13 protein-coding genes are annotated in these 15,547 nt (G+C 53.6%); 6 read left to right on the top strand and 7 right to left on the bottom strand.

All coding sequences use genetic code 11. From position 1 onward, the window contains the following. Window positions 1-226: 226 nt before the first annotated feature. The 3 genes from gpt (at window position 227) to crl (ending at window position 2,492) form a co-directional block, all read left to right on the top strand. Window positions 227-685, top strand: a complete 459-nt coding sequence (gene gpt / locus ACMYSL_RS23160) for a xanthine phosphoribosyltransferase (protein ID WP_110273886.1) — start codon at window positions 227-229, stop codon at window positions 683-685. 106 nt (window positions 686-791) lie between these two features. Then, window positions 792-2,036: an esterase FrsA gene (gene frsA, locus ACMYSL_RS23155; RefSeq protein WP_110273885.1), complete on the top strand. Its 1,245-nt coding sequence runs from the start codon at window positions 792-794 to the stop codon at window positions 2,034-2,036. A 57-nt stretch (window positions 2,037-2,093) separates the two neighbouring features. Further along, window positions 2,094-2,492, top strand: a complete 399-nt coding sequence (gene crl / locus ACMYSL_RS23150; RefSeq protein ID WP_181483450.1) for a sigma factor-binding protein Crl — start codon at window positions 2,094-2,096, stop codon at window positions 2,490-2,492. Between the two features lie 117 nt (window positions 2,493-2,609). Here the strand turns inward: crl and gabD are convergent, their stop codons facing one another. Next, the gene (gabD, locus tag ACMYSL_RS23145) at window positions 2,610-4,058 is read right to left on the bottom strand and encodes an NADP-dependent succinate-semialdehyde dehydrogenase (RefSeq protein WP_434660050.1); all 1,449 of its coding nucleotides are present in this window, start codon (window positions 4,056-4,058) and stop codon (window positions 2,610-2,612) included. A gap of 249 nt (window positions 4,059-4,307) precedes the next feature. Between gabD and ACMYSL_RS23140 the strand changes: the two genes are divergently transcribed. Beyond that, complete coding sequence (locus ACMYSL_RS23140; RefSeq protein ID WP_434664222.1) at window positions 4,308-4,517, top strand: hypothetical protein; 210 nt, start codon at window positions 4,308-4,310, stop codon at window positions 4,515-4,517. 42 nt (window positions 4,518-4,559) lie between these two features. Here ACMYSL_RS23140 and foxA read toward each other — a convergent pair whose 3' ends face one another. From foxA to uxuA, 5 genes are all read right to left on the bottom strand, one after another. Further along, window positions 4,560-6,668, bottom strand: coding sequence for a ferrioxamine B receptor FoxA (foxA, locus tag ACMYSL_RS23135; RefSeq protein WP_434660049.1), 2,109 nt, complete (start codon window positions 6,666-6,668; stop codon window positions 4,560-4,562). Between the two features lie 121 nt (window positions 6,669-6,789). After that, on the bottom strand, window positions 6,790-7,782 hold the full coding sequence (locus ACMYSL_RS23130) for a helix-turn-helix transcriptional regulator (protein WP_434660048.1): 993 nt from the start codon (window positions 7,780-7,782) through the stop codon (window positions 6,790-6,792). Window positions 7,783-7,948: 166 nt separating this feature from the next. Then, complete coding sequence (gene uxuR, locus ACMYSL_RS23125; RefSeq protein WP_181483446.1) at window positions 7,949-8,725, bottom strand: Uxu operon transcriptional regulator; 777 nt, start codon at window positions 8,723-8,725, stop codon at window positions 7,949-7,951. Between the two features lie 134 nt (window positions 8,726-8,859). Beyond that, window positions 8,860-10,335, bottom strand: a complete 1,476-nt coding sequence (locus ACMYSL_RS23120; RefSeq protein WP_434660047.1) for a fructuronate reductase — start codon at window positions 10,333-10,335, stop codon at window positions 8,860-8,862. 75 nt (window positions 10,336-10,410) lie between these two features. Beyond that, a complete protein-coding gene (gene uxuA, locus ACMYSL_RS23115; RefSeq protein WP_434660046.1) occupies window positions 10,411-11,595 on the bottom strand; it encodes a mannonate dehydratase in 1,185 nt (394 codons plus the stop codon). Between the two features lie 527 nt (window positions 11,596-12,122). On the opposite strand from uxuA, the gene ACMYSL_RS23110 reads away from it, so the two are divergent. After that, window positions 12,123-13,055 (top strand): ROK family protein, encoded by a 933-nt coding sequence (locus ACMYSL_RS23110; protein WP_434660045.1) that lies wholly within the window; start codon window positions 12,123-12,125, stop codon window positions 13,053-13,055. A 100-nt stretch (window positions 13,056-13,155) separates the two neighbouring features. Continuing rightward, a complete protein-coding gene (locus ACMYSL_RS23105; protein WP_112214025.1) occupies window positions 13,156-14,130 on the top strand; it encodes a LacI family DNA-binding transcriptional regulator in 975 nt (324 codons plus the stop codon). Between the two features lie 83 nt (window positions 14,131-14,213). Here the strand turns inward: ACMYSL_RS23105 and ACMYSL_RS23100 are convergent, their stop codons facing one another. Further along, on the bottom strand, window positions 14,214-15,542 hold the full coding sequence (locus ACMYSL_RS23100; protein WP_434660044.1) for an aminotransferase class V-fold PLP-dependent enzyme: 1,329 nt from the start codon (window positions 15,540-15,542) through the stop codon (window positions 14,214-14,216). Between the last annotated feature and the right edge of the window lie 5 nt (window positions 15,543-15,547).

The following is a 15,547-nucleotide window of genomic DNA, read 5'->3' as shown; positions in this document are numbered from 1 at the left end:
CGTTTACAGGTCGGGGGTTAGCAATCAAGTACACTACAAGCCAGGGCTTGCGCGATGGGGTTGAGAATACCACTTTCCGCGTACTCCGGTAGTGTAAACCACGCAAAAAGAGTCGCGATGGCTGCTTAACGCTGGTTTTTAACGCCCCAGATCTCTATAATCTCGCGCAACCATTTTTCCCCTCGAACACAATTTAAGCCGTATTACATAGGCTGGGACACTTCACATGAGCGAAAAGTACGTCGTCACCTGGGACATGTTGCAGATTCACGCCCGCAAACTGGCTACTCGTCTGCTGCCGGTTGAACAATGGAAAGGCATTATTGCCGTTAGCCGTGGCGGTCTGGTACCGGGAGCTTTACTGGCGCGTGAACTGGGTATTCGTCATGTTGATACCGTTTGCATCTCCAGCTATGACCACGATAACCAGCGCGAACTGACCGTACTGAAACGTGCTGAAGGCGATGGCGAAGGCTTCATTGTCATCGACGATCTGGTCGATACCGGCGGTACCGCGGTAGCTATTCGTGAGATGTATCCAAAAGCGCATTTTGTCACTATCTTCGCTAAACCGGCAGGACGTCCGCTGGTTGATGATTATGTAGTTGATATTCCGCAAGAAACCTGGATTGAACAACCGTGGGATATGGGCGTGGTGTTCGTACCGCCTATCGCAGGTCGTTAATTTTCAGCGTAAATGCTAATTACCACGCCCGGTTTTGCCGGGCGTGGTTTTTTTTACCCTTGTGCAGGTTACAATAGTCTCAGTGGCAACATGATGGAGGCTGCACATGTCCCAGGCTAACCTTAGCGAAACGCTGTTTAAACCCCGATTCAAACATCCGGAAACCTCAACGCTGGTGCGTCGGTTTTCCACTGGATCGCAACAACCGATTCAGACCGCGCTGAGCGGCAATAATGTTGATCACTGGTACCGACTCATTAACCGCTTGATGTGGATTTGGCGTGGCGTGACGCCGCAGGAGATCCTCGACGTGCAGGCGCGCATCGTCATGAGCGATGCAGAACGCACTGACCCGGAGCTTTACGATACGGTGGTCGGCTATCGCGGCGGTAACTGGATCTTTGAGTGGGCCAAACAGGCGATGGATTGGCAGCAAAAGGCTGGTCAGGAAGAGGATCTTCTGGTTAGCGGCCGTCACTGGCTCCATGCGGCAAACCTGTACAGCATTGCCGCTTATCCGCACATTAAGGGCGATGAGCTGGCTGAGCAGGCGCAGGTCCTGGCGTATCGTGCTTATGAAGAAGCGGCCCAGCGGCTGCCGGGTAAGCTGCGCGAACTGGAGTTCTCCATCCCCGGCGGAGCACCGATAACCGGTTTCTTGCATATGCCGCCAGGCGATGGTCCCTTCCCTACGGTGCTGATGTGCGGCGGATTAGACGCGCTACAGACCGATTATTACAACCTGTATGAGAACTATTTTGCACCATTGGGTATCGCCATGTTGACCGTGGATATGCCTTCTATTGGTTTCTCATCAAAATGTAAGCTGACCCAGGACACCAGTTTGCTGCACCAGTATGTATTGCAGCATCTGTCTAATGTCCCTTGGGTCGATCATACCCGCGTGGCCGCATTTGGTTTTCGTTTCGGCGCCAATATTGCGGTGCGGCTGGGCTATCTTGAGTCGCAACGCCTGAAAGCTGTAGCCTGCCTTGGGCCGGTGGTGCATGGTCTGCTGGTTGATCCTCTTCATCAGGGGCGGGTACCGGAAATGTATCTTGACGTTCTTGCTTCGCGTCTGGGGATGCATGATGCTTCCGATGAGGCGCTGCGCGTTGAGCTGAGCCGCTATTCGTTAAAAGTTCAGGGATTGCTGGGCCGCCGCAGCCCAACACCGATGCTCTCGGGTTACTGGAAGGACGATCCGTTCAGCCCGGAAGAGGAGTCACGTTTGATTACCTCATCATCAGCCGATGGCAAGCTGATGGAAATTCCTTTCAACCCGGTTTATCGCAACTTCGATCACGCCTTGCGGCAGATCGCCCGTTGGATTAGCCATAGATTTAGTTAATATATTGCTAAATTCTATTGATTTGGTAACGTCATTGCATCACTAAAGGAGATCGCAATGACGTTACCGAGTGGACACCTAAAGAGTAAGCTGATTAAGAAATTCACGGCTCTTGGACCTTACATCCGTGAGGAGCAGTGTGAAGACAACCGCTTCTTTTTCGATTGCCTGGCAGTTTGCGTCAACGTTAAACCGGCGCCGGAAAAACGCGAGTTCTGGGGATGGTGGATGGAAATGGACGCAGAGAAATCACGCTTCGTCTACAGCTATCAGTTTGGTTTATTTGATAAAGAAGGGGTCTGGCGCGCAGTTGCTATTGACGATCCTGAAGTCACTGAAAAGCTCGAAAAGACGCTACGCGGCTTTCACGAACGAGCCGAGGCGCTGCTGGCGACGTTCAGCCTGAAGCTGGAACCTGCCGATGATTTCAGCGAGCCGGTGAAACTGCGAGCCTAATCAGACTCTTAATCTCATCTTCAGAAAAAATCCACGTCCTGGCAGCGTGGATTTTTAAATTTGCTCTATAGTTACAACATTCTTTAGGCTCAGTTGCATTGTTGCGGATTAAATCTACTAAACCCCAATACACATGTATTTGATTTCTAAATAATCCTCTATGCCGTACTTCGAGCCTTCGCGGCCCAGTCCGGAAGATTTCACGCCGCCGAAAGGAGCGACTTCGGTAGAGATAATCCCGGTGTTGATGCCGATGATGCCGTACTCCAGCGCTTCGCCGACGCGGAATACGCGGCTTAAGTCGCGAGCGTAGAAATAGGCTGCCAGGCCAAACTCGGTGTCGTTGGCCTGCTTTATCACGTCGGCTTCATCTTTAAAGCGAAATAGCGGGGCGAGCGGGCCGAAGGTCTCTTCTTTGGCGACTTTCGCATCGCCGGGCACGTCTACCAGAATCGTCGGCTGGAAGAAATTCCCGCCCAGCTCGTGGGCTTTCCCACCGGTCACTACCCGCGCGCCTTTGTCTAACGCATCGCTAATATGCTCCTGCACTTTGGCAATGGCCTTCTCGTCAATCAATGGCCCGATGGTGATATTGGGCTGTAGGCCGTCGCCAATTTGCAGTTTACTTACCGCTTGCTGGAGTTTTTCGGCAAAGCGGTCATAGACGCCGTCCTGGACGTACAGGCGATTGGCGCAGACGCAGGTCTGCCCGGCGTTGCGAAACTTAGAGGCCATTGCGCCTTCGACGGCTTTATCTAAATCGGCGTCATCAAAGACGATAAACGGCGCGTTGCCGCCCAGCTCCAGTGAGACCTTTTTGATGTCCTTCGCGCACTGTTCCATCAGCTGGCGGCCAATCTCCGTCGAGCCGGTAAAGGAGAGTTTACGCACCAGCGGGTTGCTGGTGAGCTCATTGCCGACCGCGCTGGCGGAACCCGTAACGACGTTAAATACCCCTTCGGGGATCCCGGCGCGGTTCGCCAGCTCCGCCAGCGCCAGCGCGGAAAACGGCGTCTGGCTGGCGGGCTTGAGCACCATCGTGCAGCCTGCGGCCAGCGCCGGACCCGCCTTACGGGTGATCATCGCCGAGGGAAAATTCCACGGGGTGATGGCGGCGGTTACGCCAATCGGCTGCTTAATCACCAGCAGCCGCTTATCGGCCTGATGACCCGGGATCGTGTCGCCATAGATGCGCTTCCCCTCTTCGGCAAACCACTCAATAAAAGAAGCGGCGTAGCTGATTTCGCCCTTGGCTTCCGCCAGCGGTTTACCCTGTTCCAAAGTCATCAGGCGCGCTAAATCGTCCTGATGCTCCATCATTAAATCGAACCAGCGGCGCAGAATATTGGCCCGCTCTTTGGCAGTCAGAGCGCGCCAGGCGGGCAGGGCGAGGTTGGCGGCATCGATGGCCTCGCGGGTTTCCTCGGTGCCCATTTTGGGTACGCTGCCCAGCTGCTGGCCGTTGGCAGGGTTGGTCACCGCGAGGGTTTCTCCACTGGAGGCGTCGCGCCAGCGTCCGTTGATTAATGCCTGTTGGCGAAAAAGGGTGGGGTCGTTAAGTTGCATGGTTGCGTCCTGTCTTAATCGGGAATATGCCTGATTTGGCTGCATCTATCCCTGTTTAGTGTAGACGAACGCGCTCAGGGAGCAGGGCACAGTACGGTTTGATACAGTAATAACCAGCAATAATTTACGGTTATTTGAACTGGTAGGACGTTATTGTGCAAAAAATGCTGTATTTTTTATGCTCAATTTGCAAGGAAGGAGTGCTCTATGTCACAGCAAGAACAATTTTGTCAGGCCTGCGGAATGCCGATGTCTGCCGAGGATGCGAAAGGTGCAAGTGATGATTATTGTGCCTGGTGTTGCGATAGCGAAGGGCAGCTTAAATCTTGGGAAGATGCTGTTTCCGGGCTGGCCGAGTTTCTTGATTCCTGGCAGAAGGTGGGGCCTGCGGAATCCCGCAAGCGGGCTATGCGCTATTTGACAGCAATGCCCGCATGGGCCCATAAAGCAGAAGATTAACCAGATGCCCGGCGAGAAAAACACCGGGCATTTTTCGCTGAATCAGAACTTCCAGGAGACGCTGCCGACGATGCTGCGCTCTGCGCCGAAGTAGCAGTAGGAGAGCGAGTTACAGGCCGCGATATAGCTCTTATCCGTCAGGTTATTGACGTTCAGCTGCGCGCTGAGGCCTTTAATCCCTACCTTCGACAGGTCATAACCAACCGTCATATCTACTAGAGTATAGGACGGCAGGGTATGCGTATTCAGGCGATCGCTGGTGATCCCATTAACATAGCGCACGCCGGAACCGAGCGTCAGGCCATCAAGCGGGCCGCTTTTCACATCGTAGCTCAGCCAGGCGCTGGCCTGGTTGCGCGGGGCGTAAACGGCGCGCTTGCCTTGCTCTTCCGGACTGCTTTTCTTATAACGGATGTCGGTGTAGGTATAGGCGGCCTGCAGACGGAAGCTGTCCGTTAGCTGGCTGATGGCTTCCAGCTCCACCCCTTTCGACTCAATTTCGCCAATCGAACGATACGGATCGGTCGGCTCTTCTTTGGTGGCGATATTGGTCTGGTTGATGCGGAATACCGAGGCGCTGAACTGGCTGTTCATCCCTTCCGGTTCATACTTCAGTCCGGCTTCCCACTGCTTGCCTTTCATCGGATCCAGTATGTTGCCGTTTTCATCGGCGAAGCTGGTCGGCGTAAAAGCGGTGGAGTAGCTGATGTACGGTGCAAAACCACTATCGAACAGATACATCAGCGCGGCGCGGCTACTGAAGTTGTTCTTATCCAGATCGCTACGAGAATTGTTGAGCTTGTCGATATTAGAAACGCTCACCTGATCGTAGCGCCCGCCGAGCGTGAAGCGCCAGCGGTCCCAGGACATCTGATCCTGCAAATAGTAACCGGTCTGGCGCAGCTTATGTTTTTCACGACTGTACATGGTGATGTAATCCGGCTTCGCGCCGTAGACCGGGTTAAAAGCGTTGATGGCCGGGAATGCACCGTAATAACCGGTGGTGTCGTTGCTACGATCCTGGTAGTCAATGCCCATCAGCAGGCGATGGTTCACCGCCCAGGTATCGACGCTGCCATCAAGCTGGTTATCCAGCGTAATAGCGTTCATCTTCTCGTCTGAGCCGGAATAACCTCGGTTCAGATCGGTTTCATTCAACCAGCCCGCAGCATAGACCTGATTTAGCTCGACTTTAGTATGCAGATAACGCAGCTTTTGCCGTACCGACCAGCCGCTATCAAACATATGCTCGAAGTTATAGCCGACCATATTTTCGCGGCGGTCATACTTGTCATAATCATCTTCACCTTCGAAGAAGGTGTTGGCGATTTTCTTGCCGTCATGCGGGACCACGGTGCCTTCATAGGGAAGGCCTGAGTGGCTGCCGCCCTCCGGGTCGCGATGCAGGTAGGCCATTAAATCAAGACGCGTCTGGTCGGTGATGCGCCAGGTCAGGCTGGGCATAATCGCGTAGCGTTGCTCTTTTAAGGTGTCAAACTGGGAGTCTGCATAGCGGGTCATCCCGCTTAACCGCGCCGCCACCCGGTCGTTATCGTCCAGCGCGCCAGTGACATCAAACGCTGCCCCGCGCTGATTGTTATTACCGCCGAACAGTTTGATTTCTCCGCCGGGATCGAATGAAGGTTTACGCGAGGTGAGGGCGACGATACCGCCAGGTGAGGAGCGACCATAAAGCACCGAGGCCGGGCCGCGCACCACTTCGATATTTTCCAGGAACCACGGATCGACCACCAGGGAGCTGTGCGAGTTGGTGTCGCCCATCATCTTCAGGCCATCGAGATAGACGTTATCCAGGCTGCCGTCAGAGAAGCCGCGCAGGACGATATAGTCAAAGCGGTTGGAAGCGCCAATCTGGTTGCTGTAAACCCCCGGGGTATAGCTCACGGCCTGACGTACGCTGATCGCTCCCTGCTCTTCAAACTGCTCGCGAGTGATGATGGAGACCGACTGCGGGGTCTCAATATCCGGGGTGGCAATTTTGGTCGCGCCGCTCTGCATCTGCGAAGTGACCACGATGGTTTCGTTTTTAGCGGTTTCCTGAGCCAGCAGCGGGAAGGCGACGCTGCCGGTCACCCATCCTACCAATAGCGCCAGGCGAGTTTTCGCAAACATGAACATCTCCAAAGACATTTCTAATTGTTAATAAGAATTATTACCTTTTTGATGCTTTATATAGCTATGCGGAATGCCAGGATGCGTATGCGCGCTGCCAAAGCGTCTAAGTATTCTTCGCGGAAATGTGAAAAATGCATTACCCCGTCTTTTGTACGTCACAGGGCGAGATGCCGTAGCGCCGACGAAAGGCGGTAGAGAAGTTGGTGGCGTGCTGATAACCCGACATCCATGCCGCCTGCTGCACGCTATATCCTTCAAGCAAATAGCCTCTTGCCCGCTCAAGGCGGCAGTCGCGCAGATAGTCGAAGACTGAACAGCCGTAGGCGTGACGAAACTTGCTGCGTAAGCTGCTGGAGCTCATCGCCGCCCGCTGGGCCAGCTCATTGAGGGTGTAGTCGTTCTCCGGAGATTGCTCCAGCAGGCGGCGAACTCTCTCCAGCCGCTGCTGCTCGCCACCTGCCGGGATGACATGTTTTGCGCTTTCATCCTGGCACACGCTCAGACCATGGCCGAACAGCTGTAAAATGAGCCCTTCCAGCATCAGCTGGCGGGAAACGCCCCCGAGCGTGCTCTGCTGCGCATATTGCAAGCCGCTCAGCAGAAAGCCCGGTATCTGCCAGATAAGCGTTGGCGTCTGGCATCTTTCCCATTCGCGCATCAATGAATCGAGCAGGCCATCGCGCCATGCGCCATCAGGATACAACCCCAGAGATAGCGTCCGTAGCCTGCTGTCGGCATCGTGGCGGGCGCTCATCGCCTGGTGTTCGCTAAGCCGCGAGGTGAACGCCATCCCGGAGCGTACGAGATGCTGTTCTCCGTTCAGGGTCAGGTCGACGCAGCCCTCCAGCACCACCAGCATATATAGCGGACTGCTATGGCGGGAGGTCGTCTCATAAGGTTGCAGCACATGAACATCAGAATGGGTAACGCACATTCCGCACGGCAGCGTCATCTCTTCCACTTCCCCTCGCAGCACGAGGCTGGCGTGCGGCGCCTGCGGTTTTTGCTGCTGCTGCGGGAAACGGTAGTCGATACCGTAACGTTCGCCAAAGTCCATAAACTCGCTGACGGAGAAGGTTTTTCTCAGCACCGGGCGGGCAGGTTCATTCTGCGGAGTCATATTGTTCATGCGGTTTTTGGCACTGAGGCAGGGTGTCATTGGGTGGAGCAACTTTATCACTGCGTGCGCAGTGCGACAATAATGATGAGAATCATTATCAATATTTGTTTTACGTATTGTCGTTACGGGAAGGGGGGACCGCACGGGGAGTCTACCCGCACGGTTTGATAAGGGGTCAGGCGTCGACGTTGTCCAGCGGCCAGGAGTCAAACAGGTAGCCGTCGAAGAAAATATCATCGACGTTGGAGAACTCCAGCAGGCGACGTTTGACGTTTTCCAGATGCTGCCACATGGCGAGCTTTGCCGCGCGGGCGTCTTTTTTGATTAATGCTGCAAGGATCCGTTTATGATCGACGAGCCACTCCTGACGATAGTGGGTGTCCCCGAGGTGGCGATGCAGCTGGATCCACATGGGATTGTTTTCCCGCCACTGCCATGACTGACGAAATAGCTCCACCAGCATACTGTTATGTGTGGCTTCGGCGATCGCCAAATGGAACTGCATATCGCCGCTTTCTGAACTCTCCGGCGCGCTGCTGGCCAACTCTTGCTCCTCCAGCTGTAAAGCCTGGCGCATTTTGCTGATATCTTCCCGAGTTGCCTGCAGGGCGGCAAATTCAGCGATATTGCTTTCCAGTAGCTGGCGCGCTTGCAGCAGTTCAAACGGACCGGCATCATCGCAATGGCTGGCGTCGGCGCTCTCAGCAACCCCTTCTTCGGCGCTATTGTCGAGCACGTAGATCCCGGCACCGCGGCGGACTTCTACCAGTCCTTTAATTTCCAGCATGATCAGCGCTTCACGCACCACCGTGCGGGTCACGTCTAACATCTCGGCGATCTCTCGCTCCGGCGGTAAACGATCTCCAGGGTTGTACGGCGTTTGTACGATCAGATCGCGAATCATCGCGCCGACTTCCTGATAGGGTCTGTGCTGAGAAGTTTGTGATTTCATGGTGTTATGCAGTGGCATGCGATGGTGTGGTGGCTGACTATAGCATTTGAGTGACGGGTTAGCATCTCTCACGCCTTAGATACGCAAAACAGGTCAACCAAATTTTCATTGAGTTGACCTGCGGTTTAGAGAGATTAGACGGCGGTTCTTAATGCCGCGACGCACTCACGCGCGCCCCATTTACACAGCTTGTGATAAGCCTGCGTAACGGCTTCGACGAAGTCACCGTTCTCCGGCAGATCCTGGGCAAAAATCCCGCTTAAGGCCAGCAGGGCGGTGACGCGCTCGGCGCCCTGGTAACGCGAGTTAATTTGCTGAATATCGGTCAGTAAAGGGTCCACTACATCGATAGGTTGCCCTTGCTCATCAACCCCCTGGGTGTAGCGCATCCAGCCCGCCACGCCGAGCGCAAGATGACGCCAGTCGCTACCGTTGCGCAAATGCAGGCGTACCGGATCCAGCAGGCGCTGCGGTAGCTTCTGGCTACCGTCCATCGCAATCTGCCAGGTACGGTGGCGCAGAGAAGGGTTACTGAACCGGGCGATCAGCAGCGTGGCATAAGCCTGTAGATCGGTGCCTTCCGGCATGGATAGCGTTGGGGCCTGTTCCTGCATCATCAGGGCAAAGGCTGCTTTTTGATACGCCGGGTTGCCCATGGTGTCGGCGATGGTTTCATAGCCGCCGAGATAGCCAAGATACGCAAGGAATGAGTGGCTACCGTTGAGCATCCGCAGCTTCATCATTTCAAACGGCACCACGTCTGCCACAAACTGCGCCCCAACAAGGTCCCACTCAGGGCGGCCGTTGACGAAGTTGTCTTCGATTACCCACTGGCGGAACGGTTCACAGGCAATAGTGCACGGATCGTAGACCCCAAGCTGGTCGGCAATCTCCTGCAACGTTTCAGGGGTTGCCGCGGGCACGATGCGGTCAACCATAGTGCATGGGAAGGTGGCATGAGCTGCAATCCACGCCGCCAGCTCTGGGTCTCTGGCCTGCGCCAGGCCCAGCACCGCGACTTTCGCCACATGGCCATTCTCCCGCACGTTGTCGCAGGACATCACCGTAAACGCCGCCAGCCCTTGTTCGCGACGCAGGCGCAGGGCTTCGACGATGTAGCCAATGGCGGATTTCGGTGTGGCCGGGTTGGCGAGGTCGTGCTGAATTAGCGGGTTGTTGAGATCCAGCTGACCGCTGGCGGCATCGGTGCAGTAACCTTTTTCTGTCACCGTTAGTGAGACGATCGCCGTTTGCGGGCGCGCCATCGCGTTCAGAATACCGTCGCAGCCGTCAATCTCCGGGTGCAGCGCTTCTTTCATCGAACCGATAATCTTTAGCTCAGTGCGCTCGGCGCCTTTTTCCGCCACGGTATACAGCAACTGTTGGTTTTTCAGATTCTCAATCAGCAGGCGGTCGTTGCCCGGCATCAGATTGACTTCGCAGATGCCCCAGTCGCTATCGCTGGTTTCCAGCAGATGGTGGGTGTAAAGCGCCTGATGTGCGCGGTGAAACGCGCCGCAGCCCAGATGAACGATACGGGATTGCAGGCGAGAACGATCCCACGCAGGGCGTGTAACCGGCAGGTTGCTGTCGGCAAGGGTTGCAGTCATAGCAAACTCCAGAGTGGGTCGCAAAACGCGACCGAAGGGGGAGAAGGGCGGGACGCTCGGCCCCGCCAGTCAGGATCAGCGGCTAAAGAAGGCGCGCTGAATTGCCAGCTCGACGCCGCGGACTTCAGCCAGCCCTTTCAGGCGACCAATCGCGGAGTAGCCAGGGTTGGTTTTCTTTTTCAGGTCGTCAAGCATCTGGTGGCCGTGGTCAGGGCGCATCGGGATGAGATCCTCTTTGCCTTCCGCTTTACGACGATGCTCTTCTTCAACGATGGCTTTCACCACTTCATACATGTCGACGTCGCCGTGCAGATGCGCCGCTTCATGGAAGGTTTTCGGGTTATCTTCGCGCAGGGTGGAGCGCAGATGGGTGAAGTAAATGCGCGGGCCGAACTGCTTAATCATATCAACCAGGTCGTTGTCGGCGCGCACGCCGTAGGAGCCGGTACACATGGTGAAGCCGTTCGCCATGCTGTTGACCGTATCGACCATCCACTGCATATCTTCTACGGTAGAGACGATGCGCGGCAGGCCGAGAATCGGGCGCGGCGGATCGTCCGGATGCACTGCCATGCGGACGCCAGCCTCTTCGGCAACGGGAATAATTGCCTTCAGGAAGACGGCAAAATTCTCGCGCAGCGCGGCTTTATCGATATCTTTATAGGTTGCAAGGTGCTGACGGAACTGGTCGAGGGTATAACCCTCTTCGGCACCCGGCAGGCCCGCGATGATATTTCGGATCAGGCGCGCTTTATCTTCATCGCTCATGGTGGCGAAGCGCTGGTTTGCCTGGGCGATTTCTTCGGCGGTGTAATCCGCTTGTGCGCCCGGACGCTTGAGGATATGCAGCTCGAAGGCGGCAAACTCAATTTGATCGAAACGCAGCGCTTTGGATCCATCCGGCAGGACGTATTCCAGGTCGGTACGGGTCCAGTCGAGAACCGGCATAAAGTTGTAGCACACGGTACGAATGCCGCACTGAGCCAGGTTGCGCAGGCTCTGCTGATAGTTGGCTATCCACTGTGCATAGTTGCCTGAGTGGGTTTTGATCTCTTCGTGAATTGGTACGCTTTCGACCACCGACCAGACCAGGCCTGCCTCTTCTACGATGGCTTTGCGCTTGAGGATCTCTTCAACCGACCACACTTCGCCGTTCGGAATATGGTGTAGAGCGGTGACAACGCCAGTCGCCCCCGCCTGACGGACGTCAGCTAAAGTGACCGGATCGTTAGGGCCATACCAGCGCCATGTCTGTTCCATGCTTAACCTCTTTCACGTTGTTGACCCGCTTCAGGCCACTGCTTTGGTTGGATTGTCGGTTCCCTGAAACCACATGAAAACCGGGGAGATCGGACGATATGGCGCATAAATTCCTCTAATTTGTCATACATGTCAACCGTAAAAGCAAAATTGGTTAACCAAATCACATAGGAGCAGGTTTTAAGGCGTGTTAACGGGAAGACAGGGCGGCGAGTGACAATTTTTCTTTGCGTAAATGTCTCTGACAGGGGTCAGGCGAGTGGTGATGGTTTACCAATTTAGTCACGTCTCAACCACATAATGGAGTTCGGTGGATACTGTTGGCCCAAGGGAAGTGTCACCGATAAAAGCAGCAAGTTGATATGTTTCTTTTTGTTTAGTAAACAATGTATTTTTATATTTTTGTTTATGTGATCTTTATCACTAATGCGTATTAACAAGCTTCAAATAACGGATTTTTCACATAGGATAATGGGCATTAATAATTGTTTAGTAAACGGCGAATGAACGCTTGCTGAGGTGATAGAATGTTAAGTATGGGACTGGATATTGGCGGGACGAAAACAGAAGCAGTTATCCTCGATGCTCAGGGTAATGTCTTGTTATCAAAGCGAAGAAGTACGGTGAAATCTGACTATCAGGGATTTCTGACATCGCTGGTTGATTTTATTCAGGACGTTAAGTCTTCTTTTTCTGTCCCGATCAGCGTCAGTTTATGCCTGCCGGGAACAGAAGATGTTGATACCCGGCTCATCAAAAACTCCAATATCGTGGTCCTTAACCAACGACCGCTGATTCAGGATCTGGAACAGGCGTTGGGTCATCCCGTCGCGTGGGACAATGACGCCAACTGCTTTACATTATCAGAGTCGACGGATGGTGCGGGCGCACAGGCGGGGATTGTGTTTGGCGCGATTCTGGGAACCGGCTGCGGCGGCGGGCTTTCAATGAATAAAATGCTCTGGCGAGGACGCAACGGTAACGCCGGAGAGTGGGGGCATAATCCGCTTCCTCACTATGATCCGCTGCGGGATGGTGCTGGCGTAAAATGCTATTGCGGGCAGCTAAACTGCACGGAGTCTTTTATTTCGGGATCGGGGCTGGCACGGCAATATAATCTGATTGACGGCAATACCCTGGATGCAAAAGCCATTTTTTCGCTTATTGATCAATGCGATCCTGATGCAACCGCTTTGTTCCGGCTATTTAAAGATCAGCTGGCGAGGGCGTTAGCATCGGTTATCAATATCTACGATCCTGATATTGTGGTGGTTGGTGGCGGGCTTTCGCGCATTCCGGAGATATTTACTGACCTGACTCAGGCTGTGGAAAAATATATTTTCAATACGCAATGCACCACGCCAATTGTCCCGGCGATGCATGGTGATAGCAGCGGCGTTCGCGGCGCGGCATGGCTGGGACGCGATGCGGCATTGAGGGCAAGCGTCAGTACAGAATAGTTTTCAATGATACGAGCTCTTGCTAACTCATTCATTCTCCTGAACAAAAATGCAACATGAAGTATGATAGCGGTAACCGTAAATAAGGGGTAGGTCAGGCATGTTGAAGACAGTCAGGGTGAGGGATATCGCGCAGAAAGCGGGTGTATCGGTAGGGGCGGTGTCGCGGGCGTTGAACCATCGGCCCGGGCTGAGCGAAGAAACCCGGCTGCGGGTGATGCAGATAGCGCAGGAGATGGGATATGACTTCTCCAGGCTTCGCGATGAGAAAATTAAAAAAATTCTCTTCATACTCCATCGCCAGCATAACACCGCCAGTGCGATGAACTTCTACTCGCCTGTCCTGTTGGCCGTTGAAGATGCCTGCCGGGAATGCAACATTGCGCTCAGCTTTTTGGCGATGGGGCCGACGGATAATGTGACCCAACAGGTACGGCAGCATTCCCCCGATGCTCTCCTGTGCGTTGGCTTTATAGAGCCGGAGCTGATGGCGGAATTAAGAAAATTACCGCAGCCGATGGTGTTGGTTGATCACGCGATCCCCGGCATGGTCAGTATCAATCCTGATAATTACCAGGGTGGGATAGTGCTGACGCAGCATCTGATTGAAAAGGGGTATCATCGCATCGCCTTTCTGGCCAGCAGCCTTGCACATTACAGTATTCGCCAGCGTGAGAAAGGATACCGACAGGCGCTGTTTGAGGCTGGCATGCTGATGTCTCCTCAATATGAAGTGACGGCACCCGCGCTGACGGAACTTACACCCTCTTTGGAATATGCGCTGGATGAACTGATGGCGCTACCCGAACCCCCTGATGCCCTGTTTTGTTACAACGATGCGGCGGCTATCGTGGCGATGAATTATTGCCATCAAAATGGGATAAGGGTGCCAGAGGATCTGGCTATCGTCGGCTTCGATGATATTGATTTGTCCAGCCACCTGACGCCCGCGCTGACCACGATAGCCATTGATAAAGAGTCATTAGGCAAGCGGGCCGTGGAAGAGCTTATTTGCCGCTCGAGTGCAGATAATATTTTACTGCCCGTGCAGCTCAGGCTGAGAAATAGCGCGTAAAGGCTAAATTTGTTCGTGGAGAGAATGTCTGTCCGATAGCCTTATTGGCTATCGGACGTTTATTAAACTAATAAACTAATCAACTATCCACGATCGTTTGGTTGAGTTGATATATCCGTATTTTGTACCGCATAGGATGTTTTATCGTTGAGAATAAGGTGTAGCGTTTCGATCAGCGCATCGACATCGGCGTCGGTGTTATATATTCCAAAGCTGATACGAACCATGCCTTCTGGCGGGAAGCATCCATCAACGGTATTTTCCCGCTCAGCCTCGTGCTCGGCCAGGCGGCGAACGTAAGGATGGGCGCAGAATGCCGCATGACGAACAGCAATCCCTCTGCGTTCGGCGAGTTTATTCGCGACGGTCTCATTAGTGATATCTTGCAGATTAAATACGATAATACCTACCCGGTCCGAAACCTGATCGTTGTCACCGTAAAGGATAACGCCCGGTATCGTTTTTAATCCCGCTAACGTTTTTTTAATCAACCGTTGCTCATGCTCTTTGATGGCGTTAAAGTCAGCTGTGCAAAGGATCTCGATTGCCTTAAGCATCCCGACGACTCCCAGATAATTAGGGGAGCCAGCTTCATAACGATCGGGTAAGTCGTTATAAATGACCTTATCATCCATTACCGTCTTAACCATACCGCCGCCATAGAATACGGGTAAGCGTTCGCTTAATGTTTCTTCTAAGCCGACAACCGCACCGCCGCCGTAGGGGGAATACATTTTATGGGCTGAAAAAACAAAGTAATCAATATGTTCTTCAGGAGTGTTCCCCAGCATGCTAAATGCACGATGTGCGACAATCTGGGCACCATCGACAATAATTTGAGCGCCATACTTATGCGCTATTTTGGCAATGCGGTGGACATCATTAACATAGCCGGTGACATTAGATGCGGCGGTGACGGAAACGTAGCGAACTTTTCCGTTTTGGTCGCTCAGTATTCGCTCCAGATCTTCAATAATAAGCCGACCATTACTGTCGACCTCCGCGTATAAAGTTGTCACGCGTTCACGCCAGGGCAAATCATTGGCATGATGCTCCATTCGGGTGGTCAGAACGATATCTTCCGGGCTCTCAATTAATGCCGAAGCCAGTTTGTTCATCCCATCTGTTGTGCTGTTAACATAAAAGACGGTATATCGATCGCTCTTTGCACCGACAAAATCCTTAACAATATCTCGTCCAGCACTATATATTTTGGAAGAGTGTTCAGATTTCTGCCCCTTTCCGCGCCCGATAGAACCATAGAACAGAAGCTGCCGGTTAATTTCTTCGGCGACTAGCTTAAACGCGGGTGTTGTTGCCGCATTATCTAAATTAATAGCGGGAACTTGTCTTTTATCATCAAGCTCAACCAGTGAATCCAGACCGATAATTTCCAGAACAGTATTCATCATCAAAT

It is taken from the genome of Klebsiella sp. MISC125 (assembly GCF_051131775.1).
Taxonomy (GTDB): Bacteria; Pseudomonadota; Gammaproteobacteria; order Enterobacterales; family Enterobacteriaceae; genus Klebsiella.
Note: the sequence above shows the minus strand (reverse complement) of the source record. Positions and strands in the feature narration are given on the sequence as shown.

Coding starts and splice junctions, on each gene's coding strand:
- ACMYSL_RS23110 (WP_434660045.1), top strand. CDS start 12,123: ATGTTAAGTATGGGACTGGATATTGGCGGGACGAAAACAGAAGCAGTT.
- foxA (WP_434660049.1), bottom strand. CDS start 6,668: ATGTCTTTGGAGATGTTCATGTTTGCGAAAACTCGCCTGGCGCTATTG.
- gpt (WP_110273886.1), top strand. CDS start 227: ATGAGCGAAAAGTACGTCGTCACCTGGGACATGTTGCAGATTCACGCC.
- gabD (WP_434660050.1), bottom strand. CDS start 4,058: ATGCAACTTAACGACCCCACCCTTTTTCGCCAACAGGCATTAATCAAC.
- ACMYSL_RS23140 (WP_434664222.1), top strand. CDS start 4,308: ATGTCTGCCGAGGATGCGAAAGGTGCAAGTGATGATTATTGTGCCTGG.
- ACMYSL_RS23105 (WP_112214025.1), top strand. CDS start 13,156: ATGTTGAAGACAGTCAGGGTGAGGGATATCGCGCAGAAAGCGGGTGTA.
- ACMYSL_RS23100 (WP_434660044.1), bottom strand. CDS start 15,542: ATGATGAATACTGTTCTGGAAATTATCGGTCTGGATTCACTGGTTGAG.
- uxuR (WP_181483446.1), bottom strand. CDS start 8,725: ATGAAATCACAAACTTCTCAGCACAGACCCTATCAGGAAGTCGGCGCG.
- frsA (WP_110273885.1), top strand. CDS start 792: ATGTCCCAGGCTAACCTTAGCGAAACGCTGTTTAAACCCCGATTCAAA.
- uxuA (WP_434660046.1), bottom strand. CDS start 11,595: ATGGAACAGACATGGCGCTGGTATGGCCCTAACGATCCGGTCACTTTA.
- ACMYSL_RS23130 (WP_434660048.1), bottom strand. CDS start 7,782: ATGAACAATATGACTCCGCAGAATGAACCTGCCCGCCCGGTGCTGAGA.
- ACMYSL_RS23120 (WP_434660047.1), bottom strand. CDS start 10,335: ATGACTGCAACCCTTGCCGACAGCAACCTGCCGGTTACACGCCCTGCG.
- crl (WP_181483450.1), top strand. CDS start 2,094: ATGACGTTACCGAGTGGACACCTAAAGAGTAAGCTGATTAAGAAATTC.